General features: G+C 73.5%; 21 protein-coding genes. 10 read left to right on the top strand and 11 right to left on the bottom strand.

Features of this window, described 5'->3' with window-relative positions; translation table 11 throughout:
* Positions 1–50 precede the first annotated feature (50 nt).
* The gene (gene lnt, locus ACFV1J_RS30370; RefSeq protein WP_385863392.1) at positions 51–1,658 is read left to right on the top strand and encodes an apolipoprotein N-acyltransferase; all 1,608 of its coding nucleotides are present in this window, start codon (positions 51–53) and stop codon (positions 1,656–1,658) included.
* Here the strand turns inward: lnt and ACFV1J_RS30365 are convergent.
* Positions 1,627–2,535: a Gfo/Idh/MocA family protein gene (locus ACFV1J_RS30365; protein ID WP_385863390.1), complete on the bottom strand. Its 909-nt coding sequence runs from the start codon at positions 2,533–2,535 to the stop codon at positions 1,627–1,629. The two genes, lnt and ACFV1J_RS30365, sit on opposite strands and share 32 nt — an antisense overlap.
* Positions 2,532–3,863, bottom strand: a complete 1,332-nt coding sequence (locus tag ACFV1J_RS30360) for an FAD-dependent monooxygenase (protein WP_385863388.1) — start codon at positions 3,861–3,863, stop codon at positions 2,532–2,534. Before ACFV1J_RS30360 ends, ACFV1J_RS30365 begins: the two co-directional genes overlap by 4 nt.
* A 169-nt stretch (positions 3,864–4,032) precedes the next feature.
* On the opposite strand from ACFV1J_RS30360, the gene ACFV1J_RS30355 reads away from it, so the two are divergent.
* Complete coding sequence (locus ACFV1J_RS30355; protein WP_385863386.1) at positions 4,033–4,761, top strand: TetR/AcrR family transcriptional regulator; 729 nt, start codon at positions 4,033–4,035, stop codon at positions 4,759–4,761.
* Here the strand turns inward: ACFV1J_RS30355 and ACFV1J_RS30350 are convergent.
* The 6 genes from ACFV1J_RS30350 to ACFV1J_RS30325 all read right to left on the bottom strand — a co-directional run bounded on the left by ACFV1J_RS30350 (position 4,758) and on the right by ACFV1J_RS30325 (position 10,461).
* Positions 4,758–5,312 (bottom strand): hypothetical protein, encoded by a 555-nt coding sequence (locus tag ACFV1J_RS30350; RefSeq protein WP_385863425.1) that lies wholly within the window; start codon positions 5,310–5,312, stop codon positions 4,758–4,760. The two genes, ACFV1J_RS30355 and ACFV1J_RS30350, sit on opposite strands and share 4 nt — an antisense overlap.
* 209 nt (positions 5,313–5,521) lie before the next feature.
* Complete coding sequence (locus ACFV1J_RS30345; RefSeq protein ID WP_385863423.1) at positions 5,522–6,190, bottom strand: uracil-DNA glycosylase; 669 nt, start codon at positions 6,188–6,190, stop codon at positions 5,522–5,524.
* A 1,181-nt stretch (positions 6,191–7,371) separates the two neighbouring features.
* A complete protein-coding gene (locus ACFV1J_RS30340) occupies positions 7,372–8,142 on the bottom strand; it encodes an SDR family oxidoreductase (RefSeq protein WP_385863385.1) in 771 nt (256 codons plus the stop codon).
* 28 nt (positions 8,143–8,170) lie between these two features.
* Positions 8,171–8,932 (bottom strand): 3-oxoacyl-ACP reductase FabG, encoded by a 762-nt coding sequence (fabG, locus tag ACFV1J_RS30335; protein ID WP_385863383.1) that lies wholly within the window; start codon positions 8,930–8,932, stop codon positions 8,171–8,173.
* A gap of 312 nt (positions 8,933–9,244) precedes the next feature.
* Positions 9,245–9,676, bottom strand: a complete 432-nt coding sequence (locus ACFV1J_RS30330) for a DUF3037 domain-containing protein (protein ID WP_385863380.1) — start codon at positions 9,674–9,676, stop codon at positions 9,245–9,247.
* Positions 9,637–10,461 (bottom strand): HipA family kinase, encoded by an 825-nt coding sequence (locus ACFV1J_RS30325; protein ID WP_385863379.1) that lies wholly within the window; start codon positions 10,459–10,461, stop codon positions 9,637–9,639. Before ACFV1J_RS30325 ends, ACFV1J_RS30330 begins: the two co-directional genes overlap by 40 nt.
* A 239-nt stretch (positions 10,462–10,700) precedes the next feature.
* On the opposite strand from ACFV1J_RS30325, the gene ACFV1J_RS30320 reads away from it, so the two are divergent.
* Positions 10,701–12,848: a prolyl oligopeptidase family serine peptidase gene (locus ACFV1J_RS30320; protein ID WP_385863422.1), complete on the top strand. Its 2,148-nt coding sequence runs from the start codon at positions 10,701–10,703 to the stop codon at positions 12,846–12,848.
* 120 nt (positions 12,849–12,968) lie between these two features.
* The gene (locus ACFV1J_RS30315; RefSeq protein ID WP_385863377.1) at positions 12,969–13,511 is read left to right on the top strand and encodes a Rieske (2Fe-2S) protein; all 543 of its coding nucleotides are present in this window, start codon (positions 12,969–12,971) and stop codon (positions 13,509–13,511) included.
* 61 nt (positions 13,512–13,572) lie between these two features.
* Here the strand turns inward: ACFV1J_RS30315 and ACFV1J_RS30310 are convergent, their stop codons facing one another.
* Positions 13,573–14,220: a cysteine hydrolase gene (locus ACFV1J_RS30310; RefSeq protein WP_385863375.1), complete on the bottom strand. Its 648-nt coding sequence runs from the start codon at positions 14,218–14,220 to the stop codon at positions 13,573–13,575.
* Positions 14,221–14,419: 199 nt separating this feature from the next.
* Between ACFV1J_RS30310 and ACFV1J_RS30305 the strand changes: the two genes are divergently transcribed.
* The 3 genes from ACFV1J_RS30305 to ACFV1J_RS30295 all read left to right on the top strand — a co-directional run bounded on the left by ACFV1J_RS30305 (position 14,420) and on the right by ACFV1J_RS30295 (position 17,959).
* Entirely contained in the window at positions 14,420–14,884 is a 465-nt protein-coding gene (locus tag ACFV1J_RS30305; protein WP_385863374.1) for a pyridoxamine 5'-phosphate oxidase family protein, read from the top strand.
* A gap of 179 nt (positions 14,885–15,063) precedes the next feature.
* On the top strand, positions 15,064–16,521 hold the full coding sequence (locus tag ACFV1J_RS30300) for an acyl-CoA synthetase (RefSeq protein WP_385863371.1): 1,458 nt from the start codon (positions 15,064–15,066) through the stop codon (positions 16,519–16,521).
* Complete coding sequence (locus tag ACFV1J_RS30295) at positions 16,514–17,959, top strand: carboxyl transferase domain-containing protein (RefSeq protein ID WP_385863369.1); 1,446 nt, start codon at positions 16,514–16,516, stop codon at positions 17,957–17,959. Before ACFV1J_RS30300 ends, ACFV1J_RS30295 begins: the two co-directional genes overlap by 8 nt.
* Positions 17,960–17,977: 18 nt before the next feature.
* Here ACFV1J_RS30295 and ACFV1J_RS30290 read toward each other — a convergent pair whose 3' ends face one another.
* On the bottom strand, positions 17,978–18,886 hold the full coding sequence (locus ACFV1J_RS30290; RefSeq protein WP_385863368.1) for a LysR family transcriptional regulator: 909 nt from the start codon (positions 18,884–18,886) through the stop codon (positions 17,978–17,980).
* Between the two features lie 74 nt (positions 18,887–18,960).
* Here ACFV1J_RS30290 and ACFV1J_RS30285 point away from each other — a divergent pair, with 74 nt between their 5' ends.
* Positions 18,961–19,968: a DMT family transporter gene (locus ACFV1J_RS30285; RefSeq protein ID WP_385863366.1), complete on the top strand. Its 1,008-nt coding sequence runs from the start codon at positions 18,961–18,963 to the stop codon at positions 19,966–19,968.
* 766 nt (positions 19,969–20,734) lie between these two features.
* Here the strand turns inward: ACFV1J_RS30285 and ACFV1J_RS30280 are convergent.
* Complete coding sequence (locus tag ACFV1J_RS30280) at positions 20,735–22,066, bottom strand: aminotransferase class I/II-fold pyridoxal phosphate-dependent enzyme (RefSeq protein ID WP_385863363.1); 1,332 nt, start codon at positions 22,064–22,066, stop codon at positions 20,735–20,737.
* A gap of 35 nt (positions 22,067–22,101) precedes the next feature.
* Between ACFV1J_RS30280 and ACFV1J_RS30275 the strand changes: the two genes are divergently transcribed.
* Positions 22,102–22,767 (top strand): pyridoxamine 5'-phosphate oxidase family protein, encoded by a 666-nt coding sequence (locus ACFV1J_RS30275; protein ID WP_385863360.1) that lies wholly within the window; start codon positions 22,102–22,104, stop codon positions 22,765–22,767.
* A gap of 9 nt (positions 22,768–22,776) precedes the next feature.
* Positions 22,777–23,442, top strand: a complete 666-nt coding sequence (locus ACFV1J_RS30270; protein WP_385863357.1) for an FMN-binding negative transcriptional regulator — start codon at positions 22,777–22,779, stop codon at positions 23,440–23,442.
* Positions 23,443–23,927 lie beyond the last annotated feature (485 nt).

The raw sequence follows: 23,927 nt of genomic DNA, 5'->3' as shown, positions 1-23,927 counted from the left end.
CACGTCCGGCCGGACGGACGAACCGGCACCAGGCAGACCGTGGAGACCGTATGGACAGACCGCTCGGCCCCCGGACGCGGTGGCTCGGCTCCGCCTGGGGCCGGGGAGCGACCGCGGCGCTCGCCGGGGCACTGCCGGCCCTCGCCTTCCCCGCCCCGTCGTGGTGGTGGCTGGCGTACGTCGCGCTGGTGCCGTGGCTGCTGCTGGTGCGGACCGCACCCACACCCCGGCGGGCGGCGCTGGACGGCTGGCTGGGCGGGGCCGGTTTCATCCTGGCGGTGCACCACTGGCTGCTGCCGAGCCTGCACGTCTTCATCCTCGTCCTCGCCCTGCTGCTCGGTGCGCTCTGGGCACCCTGGGGGCTGCTGGTACGGGCCCTGCTGGGCGGCCCGCCGGGCGCCGGTCGGGCCGCGGCCGCGCTGGTGCTGGTGCCGTCGGGCTGGCTGATGGTGGAACTCGTCCGCTCCTGGGAGTACTTGGGCGGCCCCTGGGGCCTGCTGGGTGCCAGCCAGTGGCAGGTCGCGCCCGCGCTGCGACTGGCGTCGATCGGCGGGGTCTGGCTGCTGACCTTCCTGATCGTGGCGGTGAACACCGCCCTGGCCGAGCTGATCGCCCGCCGCTCCTCCTGGCGGCCCGCGGTCGCCGGTCTGCTGGTGTGCGCGCTGGCGGGCGGCGCCGCGTGGCTCGGGGCGCCGGTCCCCCACCGGGCCGGCACGGTGCGGATCGCGGTGGTCCAGCCGGGCCCGGACGGCACCCCGACCCAGCGGCTGGCCCGCAGCGAGGCGCTCACCCGGTCGCTGGCCGGCCGCGGGGTGCGCCTCGTCGTCTGGGGCGAGAGCAGCATGTACCAGGACCCGGCGGACCGCCCGGCGCTCGCCGCCCGGCTCGCCGCCCTGTCCCGGGAGACCGGCGCCGACCTGCTGGTCAACACCGACGCGGTGCGCGCCGGGCGGCCGGGCATCTACAAGAGCGCGGTACTGATCGGCCCGCACGGCCCGACCGGCGACCGCTACGCCAAGCGACGGCTGGTGCCGTTCGGCGAGTACATACCGTTCCGGTCCGTACTGGGCTGGGCGACGAAGGTGGGCAAGGCGGCCACCACCGACCGGATACGCGGCACCCGCCAGGTGGTGATGCCGGTCGCCACGGCCGGCCGGCTGCGGATCGGGCCGCTGGTGTGCTTCGAGACCGCCTTCCCCGACCTGAGCCGCCGGCTGGCGCGCGGCGGTGCGCAGGTGATCGTCGCGCAGTCCTCGACGTCCACGTTCCAGGACAGCTGGGCGCCCGGGCAGCACGCCTCCCTGGGCGCCCTGCGGGCCGCGGAGACCTGGCGGCCCATGGTGCACGCCACGCTCACCGGCGTCAGCGCCGTGTACGGCCCCCGGGGCGAGCGGATCGGCGGCACGCTCGGCACCGACCGCAGCGCGGCGGCCGTCTACGACCTGCCGCTCGCCGCCGGCACCAGTCCGTACACCCGGTTCGGCGACTGGGTGCTGTACGGGGCGGTGGGCGCGTTGGTGCTCGCCGGCGCGTACACCGGGGGCCGGCGGCTGAGCTCGGGGCGGCCCGGCGGACGCACCCCCCGATCACCCGACCTCGACGGCCGGGCGGCGCGGCCGGGGCGGCTCAGCGAGCGGCCTGCTCGACCGCGTCGGTGATGACGCGCTCGCACAGTTCGTGGGTGCGCAGCGCGTCCCTGGCGGACGGCTGCCGGCCGGCCCGGACGTCGTCCAGGAACGCCAGGACGATCTGCTCGATGCCGCGCTGACGGGCGACCGGCACCCAGTCGCCGCGCCGCCGGATCGTCGGCTGCCCCTTGTGGTCGATGACCTCGGCGAGGTTCACGACCTGCCGCCGACTGTCCTGCCCGGAGACGTCGAGGACCTCCTCCGCGGAGCCGCTGAGGCGGTTCATGGTGCCGATGGCGGTGAACCCGTCGCCGGACAGCTGGAGCACCACGTGGTGCATCAGACCGTCCCGGATCCTGGCCCGGACGTCGATGTGGTCCGGCTCGCCCGGCACCAGGAACCGCAGGGTGTCGACGACGTGGATGAAATCGTCCAGCACCAGCGTGCGCGGGTCCTCGGGCAGCCCGATCCGGTTCTTGTGCATCAGGATCAGGTCGCGGGCGTGCTCGCGGCACTGCGCGTAGGCGGGCGCGAACCGGCGGTTGAAGCCGACGGTCAGGCCCACGCCCCGGTCCTCGGCCAGCGCCACGATCCGCCGGGACTCGGCGAGTTCGTAGGAGAGCGGCTTGTCGACGTAGGTCGGCACACCGGCCTCGACGAGCCGGGTGACCAGCTCCGGGTGGGCGGCGGTCGCCGCATGCACGAAGGCCGCGTCCAGACCGACGGCGAGCAGCGAGTCCAGGTCCGTGTGCAGCTGGTCGGCGGTCAGCCGGTGGGCCGCGCCAACCCGTTGGAGGGTGGCCGCGGTGCGGGTGTGCAGATGGAGTTCGGTCCCCGGCAGGCTGCCCAGTACGGGCAGGTACGCCTTCTGCGCTATGTCGCCGAGTCCGATGCAGCCGACCTTCACTCTTGCTCCTCGCGTAGTGCCGCGGTCCTGGTGCCCCGCGCCCCGGCAGCATACGTGCCGGCCGGCGGCCGCCAGTCGGCGATGCCGTCGAGGGCGCGGAGCGCCAGATCGGGGGCCAGGCGGGCGGTGGCGGCCATCAGCCCGGCGCGCAGTGCGCAGGCGGGACCGGACCGCCAGGTGGTGAGCCGGCCGATCCGCTCGGCGCGGCGCACCACCTCCATGGTGCGCGGCAGCCGCTGCCGGGTGTACGCGGCGAGCGCGGCACCCGGATCGGCGTCCGGCGCGGCCTCGTACGCCAGCACGACGGCGTCCTCGACGGCCTGGCACCCGCCCTGCCCCAGGTTGGGCGTCATCGGATGAACGGCGTCACCGAGCAGGGCGACCCGGCCGTGGTGGAAGGCGGGCGGCGGGGCGGCCGCGGTGTACACGTCGTTGCGCAGCACATCGGCCGGTCCGACGGCGTCGAGCAGCGCCGGTACGGGGTGGTGCCAGGCCCCGAAACGCCGCAGGAGTTCGGCCCGTTCGCCGTCCACGGCCCGGCCCCCGGCGGGCACGGCCGCGGTGGCGTACGCGTAGATCCGCCCACCGGTCAGCGGCACGGTGCCCCACACACTGCCGCGCCCCCAGGTCTCGTGCGCCACCCCGCCCACCCCGTCGGGCGCCGGAACGACGAACCGCCAGGCGGTGAACCCGGCGTACCGGGGCGCGGGGTGACCGGGGAAGAGCGCGCGGCGGACGCGGGAGTGGATGCCGTCGGCGGCTACGACCAGGTCGGTGGGGAGTTCCAGGTCGGGGGCGGGGGCGGTCGCGGGGTTGGTGGCGGGGTCGGTGCGGGTGTCAGTAATGGTGTTGGTGTCGGTATCGGTGTCGCGGTACTGGCCCGTGTGGATGCGGACTCGCGCCGGGCGGCCGCCCGGGCGGGGATCGCCCGGGTCGACGAGGGTGGCCATGGCCCCGGTACGGACCGCCCCCTCGGGCAGCCGGGCGGCGAGCAGGGCGACCAGTTCGGCGCGGTGCGCGATCGCCACCGGCCCGCCGAAGCGCCGAACGGCCGCGGCGTTGTCCGTACGGGCCAGCCGGCGGCCGCCGGGCAGCCGCAATTCGCCGGCACCCTGCCAACCGGCCATCGCGCGCACCTCGTCGCCCACCCCGATCGTGTCCAGCGCGCGCTGGGCGTTGGGCGCCAGCGCGATGCCCGCCCCGACCGGCTCCAACGAGGCGGCCCGCTCCAGGACGGTGACCGACCACCCCCGGCGCTCGAGGGCGACCGCGGCGGTGAGCCCACCGATCCCCCCACCGATCACCACCGCGGTGCGCTGCTGCTTCATGTCGTCTCCCAGTTTCGTCGGAGTCGGGGCGTCGGGGCGAGCCGGGTCAGGGCAGGTCGGGTCGGGTCGGGTCGGCGTGACTACAGGTGTAGTGGCTGCCTTCGCCGCGAGACTACACCTGTAGTGGCGCCGGAACTACACCCGTAGTGATCCCGCTAGGCTCACTCCCATGACCGCCCGTGATCCACGTCCCCCGGACCCCGCCGCCACCACCCCCTCTCCCTCCCCCTCCCCTGGTTCGGGCCGCCCTCAGCTGATCGCGGACGCGGCCATTCGCCTGCTCGCCGAACGCGGGATGCGGGGCCTGACCCATCGAGCCGTCGACGAGGCGGCCGGTCTGCCGCCGGGCTCCACCTCCAACCTCGCGCGGACCCGGGAGGCCCTGTTGGAGACGGCGGTACGGCGGCTGGCCGAACGGGAGGCCGCGGTACTCACCCCGACGGACATGCCGACCGGCCGACCGGCGCACCCCACTGGCCCCGAGGGGGCGGCCGCCGGCGCTGAGGCGACGGGCGACGGCCCGGAGGCGACGGGCGACGGCCCGGAGGCGCTCGCGGCCGCCCTCTCCCTCGCGCTGCACCGTTACCTCTCCCGGCACCGGCAGCTGCTCCTCGCCCGCTACGAACTCGCGTTGGAAGCCACCCGCAGGCCCGCGCTGCGGGAGATCTACGACCGGGCCGGGCGGGCCTTCCGCGAACCGATGGTGGCGATGCTGGCGGCGGCCGGATCCACCGCGCCCGAACGGCATGCGCTCACGATGGTGGCCTGGTGCGACGGTGTGCTGTTCTCCTGCACCGCCGGCCAGTTCCACACGAGCACCCCGACCCGCGCCGAGCTGCGCACCTCCTGCGCGGAACTCCTGACCGGAATGCTGCAACCCCGGGAGCCAGAGCGCTAGGGGGTACGGCCGGCGGCCCCGCCGAGCTGGAGCTCCAGACGATCGATCGCGTCCCGCAGCCCCTGGCGGTATTCGCCGTCGGCGAGCGCGTTGACCGACGCCCGGGCCCGCAGCAGCTGGGCCCGGGCGTCGGCCGGCCGGTCGAGCGCCGCGTAGTCGGCCGCGATGTTGAGATGGAGCGAGGGGAAGAACGCCCGCAGCGCGATCAGGGGGTGGTGGCGGGTGCCCTGGCCTCCTTCCGGGGCGGCGGCCACCCCGGGCTCCGCCGCGGCGGTCCCCGTGCCCGCGCGCCGCTCGGTCACAAAGCCCTCGGCCTCTTCCAGGGCCCGGAGGTCCCAGTCCAGTTCGTCCTGCGGGTCGTCCTGGGTGTCGGCCATGTAGTGCGCGAGGGCGCAGCGGTGGAAGGCGTCGCCCTGCGGCCCGATCTCGTGCCACAGCGCGGAGAGGCGGTTACGTGCCTCCTCGCGGTCGCCGGCCCGATGCAGCATGATCGCCTGGCCGATCCGGGTCAGTACCCCGTCCTCGGGCCTCGCCGCCCGCCGCTCCTCCACCACCGCGCACTCCCCGTATCCGCTCACCACCACTGACGTTTCCTCGACGCTAACCGCCACCGGAGAGCTTCGCTCGGTGTGCGCGACGCGCCGGGTGGCGGCCGGACGGGCGCGGGCCACGGTCCCGGCCGGATGCAGCCGTACGAGGGCGGCCACGGTCCCGGCCGGGTGGCAGCCCTACGAGGGGCGGCCAGGTACCGGCCGGCTGCTCAGCCCAGGTTCGGGATGCGCCAGTCGATCGGGGCGTGGCCCTGCGCGGCGATCGCGGCGTTGATCTGGGTGAACGGGCGGGAGCCGAAGAACTTCTTCGCCGACAGCGGGGACGGGTGCGCACCCTGCACCACGACATGCCGGTCCTGGTCGATCAGCGGCAACTTCTTCTTGGCGTAATTCCCCCACAGCACGAAGACCGCCGGATCGGGCCGGGCCGCGACCGCGCGGATCACCGCGTCGGTGACCTTCTCCCATCCCTTGCCCTTGTGCGAATTGGCCTCCGCCTCGCGGACCGTCAGGACGGCGTTCAGCAGCAGGACGCCCTGCTGGGCCCAGGGCATCAGATAGCCGTTGTCCGGAATGGGGTGACCCAGCTCCTCGTTCATCTCCTTGTAGATGTTCCGCAGCGACGGCGGCGTCTTGATCCCGGGCTGCACGGAGAAGCACAGGCCGTGGCCCTGGCCCGCGCCGTGATACGGGTCCTGGCCGAGAATGAGCACCTTCACCTGGTCGTAGGGCGTCGCCTCCAGCGCCGCGAAGACCTGCTCGTGGGGCGGATAGACCGGGCCCCGGGCCCGCTCCTGCTCGACGAAGTCGGTGAGCTCCGTGAAATAGGGCTTCGCCAACTCCTCGCCGAGTACCCCGCGCCAGGACTCGGGCAGCATGTCGGTCACCACGTCAACAACCTCCGGTGTGTGTTGCGTTCTCACCCACAGAACCTACCGGCGACCACTGACAACACCGCCCGGGGCCAATTCCTTCCCGGGGGGGTGGGTGCGGACCGGGATCGGAACACGGGCTCATGACTCCGCGCGCTTGCCGTGGCCCCGCGGGCTTTCCACGGCTCCGCAGGCTCCCCTCGCCTCCCGCCTGCTTCCCTCGTCCCCTCCGCCGGCTTCCCGTGGCTCCGCCAGCTTCCCACGGCCCCGCAGGCTTCCCCCGCCTCCCGCCTGCTTCCCTCGTCCCCTCCGCCGGCTTCGCATGGCTCCGCCTGCTCCCCATGGCTCCGTGGGCTTTCCCCGCCCCCTCCGCCGGCTTCCCATGGTTCCGCCTGCTCCCCATGACCCCGCGGGCTTCCCATAACTCCGCGGGCTCCCCCTCCCGCCCGCTTCCCCTGCCCCCTCCGCCGGCTCCCCATGGCTCCGCGGGCTTCCCCCCGCCCCCTCCGCGGGCTCCCCGTGGCCTCGCGGTGTCGTCATGGCCCTGCAGGCTTTCCCCGGCTCCGCAGGCGTCCCATGGCTCCGCGGGGCTCCCCGTGATCCCACAGGCTTCCCACGGGGATGCAGGCTCCCCCCCCCGCAGGCTTCCCACTGCCCCGCAGGCTTCGCATAACCCCGCGGGCTTTCCCCCCCGCCAGCTTCCCCCGTGACGCCAGCTCCCCGTGACCTCGCGGGCTTCCCACGGCCCCTCCGCAGGCTTCCCCCGCCCCCTCCCCCTCCTCCCCCTTCGGGGGAGGGGGCGGGGGGTGGGTTCGGGGGTGGGGGGATGGGGCCACGTCCGCAACGACCACCCCAGCCGCCGTCCTCCCACCCGCCCTCAAGAGGACCGCGCACGCGGTCGGCTCGTCGCCGGTGGCGCCGAACCGCCGCATGCCCGGACAGACGGCACTGACCGGGGGCCCGTGGCCGGCCGCCCCTAGCGTGCAGTGGTGCATGGCAGATCTCCCGACGGTCCGCTCACGCAAGTGGTGCCGGCCCCTTGGGGACCGGCACCACGGATTCTGCCTCTTGGAGCGCACGCCAACGCAAGCCCTGGCGGCCTACCGCCCCGGTTCACCCCAGGGATGCCGCCTGCCCTACGGGCGGTCCCGGTCGGCCCGTACGGCAGCGATCGGACCGGCGCTTGTTCACGCCCCCGCGTTGAGGAACAACCCGCCGTCCACGACCAGCGTCTGGCCGGTGATCCAGCCCGCCGCGTCGGACAGCAGGAAGGCGGCCGCCCCACCGATGTCCTCCGGGACGCCCAGCCGCGCCATCGGGTAGGCGGCCGCCGCCTCCTCCTCGCGGTCCTCGTAGAGCGCGGCCGCGAACTTGGTCTTGATCACGGCGGGTGCGATGGAGTTGACCCGCACCAACGGCGCGTACTCATGGGCCAGTTGCTGCGTCAGGTTGATCATCGCGGCCTTGCTGATGCCGTACGCGCCGATGAACGGCGAGGCGCTGAGGCCGGCGATCGACGCGATGTTGACGATCGCGCCGCCGTTCTCCTTCTGCCATGCGTGCCAAGTGCGCTGTGCGAGGCCGAGCGCCGAGATGACGTTGGTCTCGAACACCTTGCGGGCGACGTCGAGGTCGAGGTCGGCGATGGGGCCGAACACCGGGTTGGTACCGGCGTTGTTGACCAGGTAGTCGACCCGGCCGAAGGCCTCCATCGTACGCTCGACGGCGACGGCCTGGTGGGCCTCGTCGTGCGCCTTGCCCGCGACGCCGAGCACCCGCTCCGCGCCCAGCTTCTCGACGGCCTCCTTGAGAGCGTCCTCGTTGCGCCCGGTGATGACGACCCGGTCACCGCGGGCGACCAGCGCCTCGGCGATGCCGTAGCCGATCCCGCGGCTGGCGCCGGTCACCAGCGCCACCTTGCCGGAGGGCTCCGGGAGCCCGCTTGCCTGTTCGGTCATGTCCTGTGCTCCTGTGGTCGGTGGGCGGTCAGTTGAGCGGGCCGCCGGCGACGTACAGGACCTGGCCGGAAACAAACCCCGCCGCCTCGCCGGTGAAGAAGGCGATGGCGTTGGCGATGTCCTCGGGCCGGCCGACGCGCTGGACCGGGATCTGGGTGGCGGCCGCGGCCTGGAAGTCCTCGAATCCCATGCCGACGCGCTCGGCGGTGGCGGCGGTCATCTCGGTGACGATGAATCCGGGGGCGACGGCGTTGGCGGTCACCCCGAACTTGCCGAGCTCGATGGCGAGGGTCTTGGTGAAGCCCTGCAGACCGGCCTTGGCGGCCGAGTAGTTGGCCTGGCCGCGGTTGCCCAGCGCCGAACTGGAGGAGAGGTTGACGATCCGGCCGAACTTGGCGTCCACCATGTGCTTCTGGCAGGCGCGGGCCATCAGGAACGCACCCCGGAGGTGCACGTTCATGACCGTGTCCCAGTCGCTCTCGCTCATCTTGAACAGCAGGTTGTCGCGCAGGACACCGGCGTTGTTGACGAGGATGGTCGGCGCGCCGAGCTCGGAGGCGACCCGGGTCACGGCCGCCTCGACCTGCTCGGAGTCCGAGACGTCACAGCCGATCGCGACGGCCTTGCCGCCGGCCGCGGTGATCTTCTCGACGGTGTCCTTACAGGCCGCCTCGTCGAGGTCGAGTACGGCGACGGCGCGACCCTCGGCGGCCAGACGGACGGCGGTGGCCGCGCCGATACCGCGGGCCGCGCCGGTCACGATGGCAACGCGCTGCTCGGTGGTGGACATGCGGGTTCTCCTCACCTCGAAACCTCGACAAGCGGTCCGCCGCACCGATCCCGTGGGTGAGCAACCGCTTAGTAGCCTGAGCAGGGCTGACGCTAGAAGCCCGGCCACCCGCTGTCAACGCCCCACCACCGCGCCGTTGCGGAGCTCACCTGCACCGCCCCGGTGGAGGAGCGGAAAACCGGACGGATGACGGAAAGGGCGCCCGGCCCGGGAAGCGGGCCGGGCGCCCTGGTGGACGCATCCGGGTATCGGCGGAATCCAGGTGAACGGAGATTCCCCCTACAGGGGGCGGCTTTGTGCGGAATTCCGATATCAGCGGACCAGCAGGTCCAGCAGCCGCTCCGCCTCGATGGTGGGATCGGCGGTCAGCCCGGTGTGCACCGGACCGGGCTGGACGATGGTGCTGCGCGGGGCGATCAGCCAGCGGAACCGGCGCCCCGCGTCGTCGGCCGCGGCCTGTCCGGCCCGTTCACCGCCCGCGCAGATCCCCTCCACGGCGCCGAGCGCGGCGCGTACCCCCTCGACGTCGACCGTCGGATCCAGGGCCAGCAGCCGCGCCTCGTCCAGGTGGGTGCGGGCCTCGACGAAGCGCCGGGCGCGGCAGTACACCACCACACCGGCATTGATCATCTCGCCGCGCTCCACCCGGGGCACGACCTTCAGCAGGGCGTACTCGAAAACATCGCGTCCATTGTGCAGACCGGTCACTTCACTGCCCTCCGAGGCAACTTTCCAGCCAGCCATGCCGGCGCCTGCGAGGGCTTGTCCTTGGTGGGCTCCCCGACGGTGATCCGATCGCTGATCGTACGGGCGCGCGCCAGCAGCGTCTTCACATAGGTCTGGCGCAGGACGTCCGGCGAGTCGAACCCGGGCTCGTCGACGAGCCATTCGTCCGGGACGTCCGCCGTGATCTCGGTGAGCAGTTGCTCGGTGATCTGCGGCGCGAATTCCTCGGCCGCCGCCGCGAGGTCCGGGCCGAACGTGGCGAGAACATGGTCGGAGGCGTTGTACGGCCGGGCCGCGGCCTTTTCGGCGGTCGGCCAGTTGTGGTGCCAGATCATCGCGGCGCCGTGGTCGATCAGCCAGAGTTCGCCGTGCCAGACCAGCAGATTGGGATTGCGCCAGGACCGGTCGACATTGTTGATCAGCGCGTCGAACCAGACCACCCGGCCCGCCTCCCGCGCACTCACCTCGAATGCGAGCGGATCGAATCCCAGCGATCCGGGGAGGTAATCCATGCCGAGATTGAGCCCGCCGCTGGCCTTCAGCAGCTCCTGGACCTCCTGATCGGGCTCGCTGAGGCCGATGACGGGGTCGAGCTGCATCCGGACCAGATCCGGCACCCGCAGCCCGAGCCGACGGCCCAACTGCCCGCAGATCACCTCGGCGACAAGGCTTTTACGTCCTTGCCCGGCACCGGTGAACTTCATGATATAAGTTCCGAGATCGTCGGCCTCGACGATTCCCGGGAGCGATCCGCCCTCACGCAACGGCGTGACATAGCGGGTCGCCATGACTTCGGTCAACATCCCCACAGGCTACGGCAGCGTTCTGCCACTCGTTATTCCTTTTCTGCCCGGTCCGGTACCGGCGCTGCGTGCTGCGTGGATTCCGGCAGAAAGTCCCGGAGCGGGACCGCCTCGGAAGGCTCCGGCGGAATACCGCGCGGAACACCCTGTGGAACGCCCAGCGGTATCCCCGGGACGAGAGTGCAGCACCCACACTGGAGGACAGCATCGTGAACGACCGTCCCCTGGACGACAGCACCATGGACATCGGCACCGCCGGCCCCGCGCATCCCCACGGCTCCGCCCACCCCGCCAACCCCACGGATCACGCCAACTCGGCGGCGTTTCCCCGTCAGTTCGCCCGCACCCGCCGCTTCTCCCTCGGGGTGCCCCGGCATTTCACCGTCTCCCCGGACGGCCGCCGGGTGCTCTTCGTCCGTACGGGTTCGGGCACCGACCCCGTGGGCCGGCTGTGGCAGTACGAGGACGGTGAGGAACGGATGCTGGCCGACCCGGCGCTCCTGGTGGGGGACACCTCCGCATCGCTCCCCGAGGAGGAGCGGCTGCGCCGGGAGCGCGCCCGTGAGCGCTCGGCCGGGGTCGTCTCCTACGCGGCCGACGGCGCCGCGCGGCTGGTGGCGTTCGCGCTGTCCGGTGCGCTGTGGGCGGTGCGGACGGACGGGGGCGCGCCGTTCGCCGTGCCGGCGGCCGGCCCGGTGGTCGACCCCCGCCCCTCGCCCGACGGGCGGTCCATCGCCTATGTGAGCGGCCGCTCCCTGCACGTCGTCACCCCGGCCGGGGAGGACCGGCTGCTGGCCCGCGCGGAGGGCCCCGAGGTCTCCTACGGGCTCGCCGAATATGTGGCGGCCGAGTCCATGGGCCGACTGCGCGGCTACTGGTGGGCCCCGGACAGCCGCCGCCTCCTGGTGGCGCGGGTCGACACGAGCCGGGTGGCCCGGCGTTACCTCGCCGACCCCGCGGATCCGGCCAAGCCACCGCGGACCATCCGGTACGCGTCCGCCGGGACCGCCAACGCGGACGTCACCGTGCACCTCGTCGCGCTGGACGGCACGCGCGTGGAGGTCACCTGGGACCGCACCGCGTACGAGTACCTCACCGAGGCCGGCTGGGACGCGCACGGCCCGTTCCTGGCCGTGCAGAGCCGGGATCAGCGCACGGTCCGGCTGCTCGCGGTCGATCCGGCGACCGGGGCCACCGAGGTGCGGCACGAGCGGACCGATCCGGCCTGGGTGGAGCTCATACCGGGCACTCCGGCCCGCACCGCCTCGGGCGCGCTGGTGCTCCCCGAGGACGACGGCTCCACCCGTCATCTGACCGTCGGCGGGCAGCGGGTCACCCCGGAGGGACTGCAACTGCGCGCCGTAGTGGGGGTCGAGGGGGAACGGGTGCTCTTCACGGCGAGCGAGGACCCGCTGGAGACCCATCTGTGGTGCCATGAGCCCGGCCGCGGCACCCGGCAACTGAGCCGGGGACCGGGCCGGTTCACGGGCACCGGGCGGGGCGGCACCGTGGTTGTCGAGGGACAGACCCCGCACGGCAACGAGGTGCACGTGGTGCGCGACGGCCGGCCCACTACGGGCATCACCTCGCTCGCCGAGACCCCGGCGGTCACCCCCCGGCCGGTCCTTCTCACCCTGGGAGAGCGGGAGTTGCGCGCCGCCCTCTACCTGCCGTCGTGGCACAGGGAGGGCGCGGGCCGGCTGCCGGTGCTGCTCGATCCGTACGGCGGTCCGGGGCTCCAGTTGGTCGGGCGGGCCCGCGGGTGGTTCACCTGTGTGTCGCAGTGGTTCGCCGAGCAGGGCTTCGCCGTATTGGTGGCCGACGGGCGGGGCACGCCGGGGAGGGGGCCCGCCTGGGAGAAGGCGGTGCACGGCGATCAGCTCGGGCCCGTGCTGGAGGACCAGGTGGACGCGCTACGGGCAGCGGCGGCGCGGTACCGGGACCTGGACCTGTCGCGGGTGGCGATCCGCGGCTGGTCGTTCGGCGGGTTCCTGGCGGCCGCCGCGGTGCTGCACCGCCCCGATGTCTTCCACGCGGCGGTGGCCGGCGCCCCGCCCACCGACCAGCGGCTGTACGACACCCACTGGAAGGAGCGGTTCCTGGGCCACCCCGAGGAGCGCCCGGACGCCTATGCGCGCTCCTCCCTGGCCGGCCACGGCCATCTGCTGACCCGCCCGCTGCTGCTCGTCCACGGGCTCGCGGACGACAACGTGGCGGCCGCGCACACCCTGCGCTTCTCGGCGGAACTGCTCGCGGCGGGCCGGCCGCACAGCGTGCTGCCGCTGCCCGGAGCGACCCATATGCCGGCCGACGACGCGGTCAACGAGCAGTTGCTGCGCTTCCAGCGGGACTTCCTGCGGGACGCGCTGTCGGCCGTCGAAGTGTGACGCGCGGACAAGAACGTGCCCCGGTTTGAACGCGGCCGCCGGCGCCTGCGTATGGAGCCTGTGCAACGTCCATGGACCAGATCGCGCACCGAAGGCAGCACCAGGAACCGGAGGCAGACCATGGCACGACAGGCAGCAACGGGGCGGACGGAGAACGCGGCGACGACGGGGACGGAGGAGACGGTTCCGGCACGGCCGTGCTGCGGAACGACCCGGCGCACCGTGGTTGCGGCGGTCGGCGCGGCCGGCCTGACGGCGGCGCTCGCGGCCTGCGGCAACGATATGGCGGGCGCGGGCGGCGACGGCGCCAAGACGGCGGGCGGCGACGGCGCCACGGGGGCGGGCGGCGCCGAAGCCGGTGGCGCCGGTCCGGCCGGCAAGAAGCTCGCCAAGACGGCGGAGATCCCGCAGGGCGGCGGAAAGATCTTCAAGGCGGAGAAGGTCGTGGTCACCCAGCCGCAGAACGGCGAGATCAAGGCGTTCTCCGCGGTCTGCCCGCATGCCGGCTGCGTCGTCAACGAGGTCTCCGGCGGCACCATCAACTGCCCTTGTCACGGCAGCAAGTTCGACATCACCGATGGCAGTGTGAAGCACGGTCCCGCCACCAAGGGCCTGGCCCCGGCCAAGGTGGAGGTCAAGGGCGGCGCGGTCACGCTCGCCTGAGGCATGTCAACGGCCCGCCGAAGAGCGCGCCGCCGCTCGCCCGACCCGCGCCGCCGGCCCGTCAGCGGGCGCGGCGCGGTCTCCGCCAACTGGTCAGCACACCCTCCGTGGTGGTGACGGTGGCGACCAGCGCGAGGGTGTTGCGGATCATCGCCGGGGTGTAGTCGGCAGGCACCCCGGCGATGGCGTCCGCGGGCACCACCGCCGTATAGCCGAGGTTGACCGCGTCGAACACCGTATTGGGGATCGCCACGTTCGCCGACACCCCGGTGACGACGAGCGTCCGGCACCCGAGGTTGCGCAGCAGCGCGTCCACCTCGGTGCCGGCGACCGGCGACAGGCCGTGCAGCCTGCGCACCACCAGGTCCCCCGCGCCGACCGGTACGGGGTCGGCGATGCGTACCGCGGTGGACCCGGCGAGCTGCTGGACGGGCAGCTTCTCGGCGGCTCTGAACAGGCGCGCGTTGCGGCTGGCGCCGCGCCCGTCGGGGCGGCGCTCGGCCACCGCGTGCATCACCTGGACGCCGGCCTCGTGGGCGGCCGCCACCAGGCGGGCGATGTTCGCCAGGGCTCCTGAGGTGCGGGCGACGTCGGCGAGTTCGGGCAGCGCGCTCTCCGGGCCGACCACGCCCCGCTGGCACTCGACGGTGAGCAGTACCGTCGAGGCCGGGTCGAGTTGTTCGCCGAGCCGTGCGGCGTCCGAGGGCATGAAGGGTCCTTCCGGTTCCGGTGGCTCGTTCCTGACAGCGTCCTCCCTGGCGGGCGGCCTCTCCTGTCGGGTCCTTCGAGTCGGGCGAGGCTACCGGGCATTGCATCCGCCAGGAAGAGCGTCGATGATTCCTGACGCCTAGCCAGGTAGGCCCGGCCGGGCGGGGCCCGTCGGGCGGTCGCAGCGGAGGCGATGACGGATGACCGACACACAGCGGCGCGGGCGCCGGATCATGATGACGCCGGGCGAACTCGACGCGTTCCTCGCGGAACAGCGCACCTGCCGGGTCGCGACGGTCGGCGGGGACGGGGCGCCGCACGTCGGGGCGCTGTGGTTCGCCTGGGACGGTGCCGCGCTGTGGCTCTATTCGATCACCCGCAGCAAGCGCTGGACCCAGGTCCGCAGGGACCCGCGGATCGCGGTGGTGGTCGACGACGGGCACGAGTACGGCGAGCTGCGCGGCGTGGAACTGTCGGGCCGCGCGGAGTGCGTCGGAGAGGCGCCGCGGACCGGTGAAACCTGCGCCGAACTGGACGTTCCGGAGCGGCTGTTCGCGCAGAAGTACTTCGGGACGACCGCGATGCCGCACGACGGCCGGCACGCCTGGCTGAGGCTGACGCCGGACTCCGTGGTGTCGTGGGACTTCCGCAAGCTCCCGGGCTGAGCGCCGGCCACGACGAGGCGGCCGGGCCTTCGTCACCTGCAGTGATCACCGGATCTCGGCGCGTTGTCAGTGGCGTCTGCGAGAGTGGTCTGCGTCAGCCGGTTCCGCGCCCGCGCAGGGTGCGGGGCGGGGCGGCCCGGCCGTGCGCGGCCGGGTGCCGACGAGACGAAGGAGATCCGGTGAACGTGCTCTTCCCCGCACTGCGCGAGGGTTCGCCCGCCCCCGCGCTGCGCTTCGGCGACCGCGCGCTGAGCCATCGGCAGCTCGCGTCGGTGGCGGGCGCGCTGGCCGAGCGGATCGCCGGGGAGACCCGGATAGCGGTCTGGGCGACGCCGACGCTCGAAACCTCCGTGGGGGTGGTCGCGGCGCTGCTCGCCGGGGTGGCCGCCGTACCGGTGAATCCGAAGATCGGTGAGAGCGAGCTGGCGCACATCGTCGGCGACAGCACCCCCTCGATGGTGCTGGCCGGGGCGGACGACGAGCTGCCGGGCCCGCTCGCCGCGCTGCCCCGTATCGACGTCGACGCCACCGAGCCGCCCGAGGGGCCCGGGCCCGCCCTGCCCTACGAACCGGCCGACGAGACGCCGGCGCTGATCGTCTACACCTCCGGGACGACCGGCCCGCCCAAGGGCGTGGTCCTCCCCCGCCGCGCCCTCGCCCACACCCTCGACGCCCTCCAGGACGCCTGGCAGTGGACCGCCGACGACGTCCTGGTGCACGCCCTGCCGCTGTTCCACGTCCACGGCCTGATCCTCGGCGTCCTCGGACCGCTGCGTCGCGGCGGCAGCGTCCACCACCTGGGGCGCTTCAGCACGGACGCGGTCACCCGGGAGCTGTCCGGGGAGGGCACGATGCTCTTCGGCGTCCCGACGATGTACCACCGGCTGGCCGTGGAGGCGGGCCGCGATCCGGCCCTGGCGAAGGCGCTGTCGCGCGCCCGGCTGCTGGTCTCCGGTTCGGCGGCGCTGCCGCTGACCGATCACGAGCGGATCGCGGCGGCCTCCGGACGGCGGGTGATCGAGCGGTACGGCATGACCGAGACGCTGATGAACACCAGCGTGCGCGCGGACGGTCCGGAGGCCACGGGCACGGTCGGGGTGCCGCTGCCCGGGGTGTACGTCCGGCTGGTCGACGACGCCGGCCGGGCCATCGAGGGCGGGGACGGCGAGACGGTCGGGGAGATCCAGGTCCGCGGCCCGAACCTCTTCGTCGAGTACCTCAACCGCCCGGACGCCACCGCGGCCGCCTTCGACGGCGGCTGGTTCCGTACCGGCGACATGGCGGTCCGGGACGCCGCCGGCAACTACCGCATCGTCGGCCGCCGGGCCACCGATCTGATCAAGAGCGGTGGCTACAAAATCGGTGCGGGCGAGATCGAGAACGCCCTGCTGGCGCACCCCGGGGTCGCCGAGGCGGCCGTCACCGGCGTCCCGGACGAGGACCTCGGTGAGCGGATCGTCGCCTGGGTCGTGGCCGAGCGCGGCCCGGAGGCCGGCCCGCCGCCGTCCGCCGAGGAGCTCGCCGACCATGTCGCCCGCCAGCTCGCCCCGCACAAGCGGCCGCGCACCGTGCACTTCCTGGACGCCCTGCCGCGCAACGACATGGGCAAGATCCTGAAGCGAGAGCTCCATGCGTGAGGGCGGGGGCGACGGGGGTGGCACCGTGGGTGCGGGTGCGGGCGGCGCGGCGAAGCCCTGTGCACGCCTGACGGCTCGTCAGGCACTGGCGGCCATCGCGGACACCTACGCCGAGCTCCCGGCCCCGCCGGCCACGGCGTCCCCGGGCCCGGACGGGCCGCTCGGCTGGCCCGGCTATGACGCCGCCCGGGCCCGCGCACACGCCGCCACCGGCGAGGACGAGTCGGTGGTCACGGCCGTCGCCGACATCGGCGGGACCCAAGCGGTCGTGCTCTCCTTCGAGTTCCGCTACCTCGGCGGCTCCCTGGGCGAGCGCACCGGCGACCGCCTGGAGGCCGCCTACGCCGAGGCCCGGGAGCGGCGGCTGCCGGTCGTCTCGCTGATCGCCACCGGCGGCAGCCGGATGCAGGAGGGCATGCGCGCGCTGACCCAACTGCAGCGGGTGGCCCGGCAGTCGGCGCTGAACCGCGCCGCCGGGCTGGCGCAGCTCGCCGTGGTCCGCGATCCGACCACCGGCGGCGGCTGGGCCACGCTCGGGGCGTCCGCCGATGTGATCCTCGCGCTGCCCGGGGCGCAGATCGGCTTCGCTGGCTCGCGGGTGCGCCCCCGGGACGCCGACCCGTACGCGTACTCCGCCGAGGGGCAGTGCGCCGCCGGCCAGGTCGACGCGGTGGTCCCGCCCGACCGGTTGCGGGGCACCCTCCAGCGATGGCTCCGGCTGCTCGCTCCCGCGGACCGTCCGGGCGGCATCGACGCCACCCCTGCGCCCCCGCCGGCCACGCTCGGCGCGCCCGGTCTGCCGGAGACCGGCTGGGACGCGGTGGAGCGCGCCCGTGCGGCCGGGCGGCCGCGCGCCGAGGCCTATCTGCGGGCGTATTTCGACGACCGGGAGGAGATCAGCGGCGACCGCTGCGGCGGCACCGACCCCGGTATACGGTGCGGATTCGGCCGCCATGACGGCCGGACGATCGCCTTCGTGGCCCAGTGCGGTACGGCCACCCGCCCGGCCGGATTCCGTACCGCGGCCCGGCTGGTCCGGCTCGCCGACCGGCTCGGCATACCCGTGCTCACGCTGGTGGACACCCCCGGCGCCGCGAACGACGCGGCGGCCGAGCAGGCCGGTGCCGGAGCGGCGATCGCCGACGCCTTCGCGGCGCTGGCCACCGCCGAGGTACCGGCGACGTCCCTGCTGATCGGCGAGGGCGGTTCGGGCGGCGCGCTGGCCCTCGCCGCGCCGGGCCGGCTCTGGGCCACACCGGACAGCTACTTCTCGGTGATCGCCCCGGAACTCGCCGCCGCCATCCTCAAACGCGACGAAGGCCAGGTGCACCACACCGCCGAGCAACTTCGCATCCGCCCCCAGGACTTGCTCGACCTGGGCGTCATCCGCGGGATCGTGTCCGCGGCCGGTGACGGGACGGCGGACCCGGTCGACTGAGGCCGCCCACCGTCCCGTTCAGTCGGCCTCGACCTTCTCGGCGGCCGCCCGCAGCGCGTCCACCGCGGCGCGGATCGAGGGCCTGCGGTCCGCGTCCGCGCGCCAGATGGCATACACATGACGGCGCATCGTGTGGCGTACGGGCACCACGCTCACCCCCTCGGGCACCGGTCCGCGGCCGAGGCGGGGCGCCACCGCGACGCCGAGCCCGGCCGCGATCAGGGCGAGCTGGGTGCCGTGCTCCTCGGCCATGTGGGCGATGCGAGGTTCGATGCCCTTGCTGCGCAACGTGAACATCAGCCACTCGTTGCAGAACTCCCCCTGGGGCCAGGAGATCCACTCGTCCTCCGCGAACTCCTCCAGCTCCACGGACTGCCGCTGGGCCAGCGGATGCGTGACCGGCATCGCCACATCGGCCGGGTCGTCCAGCAGCGGCGATTTCGCCAGTCCGTCGGGGAGGGACAGCGGGCGGTTGTACCAGTCCAGGACCACGGCCAGATCGATGTCGCCGCGCACCACCCCGCGTACCGACTCGTCCGGCTCCATCTCGGTCAGTCGGGCGCGCAGTTGGGGATGCGCGGTGCGCAGCCCGGCGAGCGCGGCCGGGAAGAGCCCGCGCGCCGCGGTGGGAAAGGCGCCCATCCGCAGCTCACCGACCGCCTGGCCGCGGTGCGCCTCCAGCTCGGCCTGGGCGAGTTCGACCTGGGAGAGGATCCGTACCGCGTGGTCGGCGAGCAGCCGTCCGGCGTCGGTCAGCCGCACCCCGCGCCCGTTCTTCGCCAGCAGCTGCTGTCCGGTTTCCCGTTCCAGCTTGGCGATCTGCTGCGAGACGGCCGAGGTGGTCACATGCAGCCCGTCGGCGGCCGCGCTGACCGAGCCGTGGCGGGCGACCGCGCTCAGCGTCCGTAGGCGATCAAGGTTCAACATATAAGCAATGCTACGCGATACCTGCCACAAAAACTCGCTTGTGCTACGAAGTTGCATCCACCATCTTAGGTGTCATGACCAGCGCCACCAGCACTCCCGTCGCCTCCGCCGGCCGCGTCGCGACGACGGACACCACCGCCCCCGCCGCCTCACGGCCAGCAGCTGCCGCCCGGCCGCGCGCCCGCGGCTGGCAGGTCCGCTTCGCGATCCTCGTCCTCATCTGGGGCTTCAGCTTCCTCTTCATCAAGGTGGGCACCCACGGCTTCGCGCCGCTGCAGGTCACGCTCGGCCGGGTGATGTTCGGCGCGCTGGTACTGCTGGCCATCCTCGTGATCAAGCGCGAACGACTGCCGCGCTCCGCCCGCACGTGGGGACATCTCGCCGTCGCCGCGTTCTTCCTCAACGCGCTGCCGTTCTCCCTCTTCGCCTACTCCGAGCTGACCATCCCCTCCACCCTGGCCGGCATCTGCAACGCCACCTCGCCGCTGTGGGGCATGGCGCTGTCGGTCGTGGCGCTCTCCGAGGACCGCCCGACCCGGCGACGGGTCGCCGGTCTCGGCATCGGCTTCCTGGGCGTGCTGACCGTGCTCGGCGCCTGGCAGGGCTTCGCCGGTACGGACCTGACCGGCACCGCGATGGCACTGGGCGCCTCGCTCAGCTACCCCATCGGCTGGATCTACGTCCGCCGCGCCCTGGCCGGCGCCACGCACTCCCACCTGTCGATGTCCAGCACCCAACTGCTGCTCGCCACCGCCCAACTGGCCGTCGTCACACCACTGTTCACCACCGCCCCGGCCGGCTATCCGATCCTCCCGGTGCTCGCGGTCTTCGCACTCGGCGCGCTGGGCACCGGCTTCGCCTTCCTCCTCCAGTACGGCCTGGTCGCCGAGATCGGCCCCACCACGGCGCAGATGGTCACCTACTTCGTCCCCGTGATCGCCACGGCCGCCGGCGTCGCCCTCCTGAACGAGCACCTCAGCTGGAACACCCCGGTCGGCGCCCTGATCGTGCTGGCCGGCGCCGCCCTCACCCAGAGCAAGCCCCGCCCGTCGAAGCCCCGGCGCTCCCCCGCCAACGACTGACCTTCTGGCCCGTTACTCCTTCCCCTTCCTCTTTCCCCCTGCCCCCTTCCCGCTCCCCCTTCCCCTCCCTCTTCGCCTCTCACGATCGAGAGCCAACGGGCCGCCGCTCTATGGCAGTTCCCGTGCCGAGCACAGCTGACAAGCGAAGGCTGACGGGTGAGGGTGGAGGGGTGAGAGGTGAGGGAGGTGAGGGGGAGGCGGGCGCGCTGGGTGGGATCGCACCGGCCGCCCGCGGCCGGCGCGACTGCCGCGGGCGGCGGGGCCGGCAGGGGCGGCGGGGTGGCGGGAGCAGTGGTGGCCTCCGCCGACGGCTCGGGTGACCGCTGGACCTGGGGCCCGTGCCCCAGCCCGCATGCCGTGCCACGGACAGCCCGGGATCACCGCGAAGAGATCACCGTGCAGAGCAGCACGGCACCATGCCGCCCCTCCGCATCGCCGCCGTGCGCTTCTGCGGCAGCCGCACCCACTGAACGGGTCTGGAGCCCCACCGCGACAGATACGGCTGGACGGCCCTCGACCACCTGGCCGCCGCGGCCCGACGCGCCCACCAGGACAGCCGGTTCACCATCGGCGGCACCCGCCTGGGACCTGGGCAGCGCCCCGATGGACGCAAGTCCCCCTCTCCCGACGGCGGGCCCGCCCCGCACTGCAGTCGGCCGCCTGGGCGCACAAGGTCGGTGCGGCCGAGGCTGAAGATGCCCCCTAGTAGCCCCTCGACACTCCCCTACTCGACACTCCCTATTGGTCACTGCCCTATTCGACTTCCCTATTCGTATCGTCGTAGCTCACCCGCCCCCGTGGCCCCGGCGACGGCGTCGGCGACCGGCTCGATGTCGTGAGGGGACAGCCGGGAGACCGTGATGCGGATTCCCGGTGGGGAATGCAGCCGGAAGCGCGCGCCGGGGGCGACTGCCCAGCCGGCATGCAGCAGTCGGGCCACCGCGCCGGTCTCGTCCGGGACCGGCACCCACACGTTCATCCCGCTGCGCCCGCGCGCCGGCACCCCGCGCTCGGCCAGCGCCCGTATCAGCGGGTCCCGGCGCCGGCCGTACGCGCCGGCCACGGCCGTCGGATCGACCGCGGACGTCTGCCACAACTGGACGACCGCGTCCTGGAGGAGATGGCTGACCCAACCGGGACCCAGCCGCTGCCGGCCGCGTACCCGGTCGACGGTCACCGCGTCGCCGGTGAGCACCGCCAGGCGCAGATCGGGGCCGTAGGCCTTGGCCGTCGAGCGGACCAGCACCCAGTGGTCGGTGGTGCCGGAGAGTGGATGGAGCGGGAGGTCGACGATGCCGTGGCCGTGGTCGTCCTCGATGAGGAGGACGCCGGGATGGTCGGCGAGGAGCGCGCGGAGCTCGGCGGCGCGGGCGGCCGTCACCGCGGCGCCGGTGGGGTTCTGCGCCCGGGCCGTGACGACGACCGCGCGGGCGCCGTCCTCCAGTGCCTGCGCCAGCCGGGCGGGCAGTGGCCCTTCGTCGTCCACGCCGACCGGTGCGGGTCGCAGGCCGAGCGCCGGGACGAGGTCCAGCAGGCTGCCCCACCCGGGGTCTTCCACGGCCACGCTGTCGCCGGGCCGTAGATGGGCGGCGAGCACCCGCTCGATGGCGTCGAGTGAGCCGCTGGTGACGGCGATCGGGCCCTCCGTCACGCCGTCATCGGCGAAGGCCGAGCGGGCCAGCGCGGCCAGTTCCTCGTCGACGGCTGGAGTGCCGTAGAGCACCGGCCGTCGGGAGCTGCGTGCCGCGGCCGCGGCCAGCGCCCGTTCCAGCGGGGGCAGCAGGGACGGGTCCGGGTTGCCGTCGGAGGTGTCGCGGACCCCCGGGGGCACCTCCACCCGCAGCGCCTCACGAGGGGTACTCGCGGGGCGCGGGCGCACCCGGCTGCCGCGGCGGCCCGCGGTTTCGATCACTCCCCGGTCGCGCAGCGTGCGGTACGCGGCCGCGACCGTATTCGGATTGACCTCCAGATAGACGGCCAACTCCCTGAGCGGGGGCAGGACTTCGCCTGGTTGGAGCTCGCCCGCACCGACGGCTCGCTCGACGCTGGCGGCAATCTCCGATGCGCGCCGCCCTTCGATCCGATACTCTCCTAGCACAAACTTGATTATGCACTAGTGCAATGGAGCTGGCAATGGCCTCTGCCGAGTCGTACGCGCCGAGCGACCTCACGACCCCGACCCGCGCCCGCGAGCGCGCCGCCTACGACCACGAGACGGTGCACGCCATCCTCGACGAGGGCTACGTCTGCCACCTGGGCTTCGTCCGCGATGGTTCCCCGGTCGTCCTGCCGACGCTCTACGGCCGGGTCGGCGACCGCCTCTACCTGCACGGTTCGACCGGCTCCCGGCCGCTGCGGATGGCCGGCGGGGCCCCGGACCCTGGTCTGGAGGTCTGCGTCACCGTCACCCACGTCGACGGCCTGGTGCTGGCCCGGTCCGCTTTCCACCACTCCATCAACTACCGCTCGGTCGTGGTGCACGGCACCGCGTACCAAGTGACCGACGCGGAGGAGAAGACGTCCGCCCTGGACGCGCTGGTCGACCACGTCCTGCCCGGGCGTGCCGCGGACTCCCGCCCCGGCAACGCCAAGGAGCTGGCCGCCACCGCCGTGATCCGCCTGGACCTGCGCGACGTCTCCGCGAAGATCCGTACCGGCGGCCCGAACGACGAGCCGGAGGACCTCGCGCTGCCGTATTGGAGCGGCGTCCTTCCCGTGGCCCCGGTGTACGGCGCCCCCATACCGTCCGACGACCTCGCGCCCGGTATCCCGGAGCCGGCCTACCTCACCGCCCGTTGAGGAGCACCCGTGCTGATCCACCCCTGGGACGCCCCCACCGATGACGCCGAGTGGCAACGCTGGCTCTCCGTACACGACTTCGGTCAGCTGGCCGCCAACGGAAGGCCCGGCGAACCACCGCTGGTACAGCCCCTGCATTTCGCCTACGACCCCGACCGTGGCGAGGCAGTGACGCATCTGGCCCGCCCGAATCCCCTCTGGGAGGCGCTGGCGGACCGTCCGCAGGTGCTGTTGAGCGTGGTGGACGACTACACCTTCATCCCCGGCCCCTGGCAGGCCGACGAGGGCCGGCCTCCCGAGCACGGCGTCCCCACGAGCTTCTACGCCGCGGTCCAGCTGAGCTGCACGGCCCATGTCGTGGACGATCCGGAGGCGAAGGCGGCGCTGCTGCATCGGCAGATGGGCCACTTCCAGCCCGAGGGCGGCTCGGCCCCGGTCACCGCCGGTGAGGCACCGTACGGGCGGCTGCTCTCCGGGATCCGCGGCCTGCGCCTGGAAGTGCACGACATCCGCGCCAAGTTCAAATACGGAGGCAAGCGCAGCGAGACCGTCCAGCACCGCATCTCGGACCGTCTCGCCGAGCGAAACGGCCCCGGCGACGCAGCCGCCCGCGCCCACCAGCAGCGCCGCCTGGCAGCTGCCACCGGTACGGTCCCCGGAACGCCCACCCCCTGAGCGGGCTCTCCTACCGACGGCGAGCGCCCGGCCGCTACCTCCGGCCGGGCTTCTCCCCGACGTATTGAAGGCGCCTTGGCTTCAGCCCGACGCCGGCATCTCAGCCGAGCGTCGGTGCCTCAGTCGGGCGACGGTGCTCCGTTGGGGGCCGGTGCCTCGGTCGGGGGCCGGCGCCTCAGTCGGGCGACGGTGCTCAGTTGGGTGCGGGTGCCCCAGTTGGGGGCCGGTGCTCAGCGGGGTGCCGGGGCTCAGCGGGGGTCGATGCCTCGGCCAAGCGTGGCTGCCTCAGTTGGGCAACCGTGGCCGTGTGTTTACCAGTACGGTCAGCCCCACCAGCGCCCCGACGATTGCGGGCACGCAGCTCGCGCCGTGCCACCGCCCATCGTCACCCGCGCCCCGACGGCGATGAGAGCGGGCCCCGGTGGAGCAAGGCAACGGCCACGCCGGCGGCGGTGGTACCGCCAGTCCCGTATGCCCGCAGCGAC

Origin of the sequence: Streptomyces sp. NPDC059649, from assembly GCF_042734445.1 — a bacterium.
Lineage (GTDB): Bacteria > Actinomycetota > Actinomycetes > Streptomycetales > Streptomycetaceae > Streptomyces.
The sequence above is the reverse complement of the archived record's forward strand: the minus strand, read 5'-3'. Positions and strand labels throughout refer to the sequence as shown.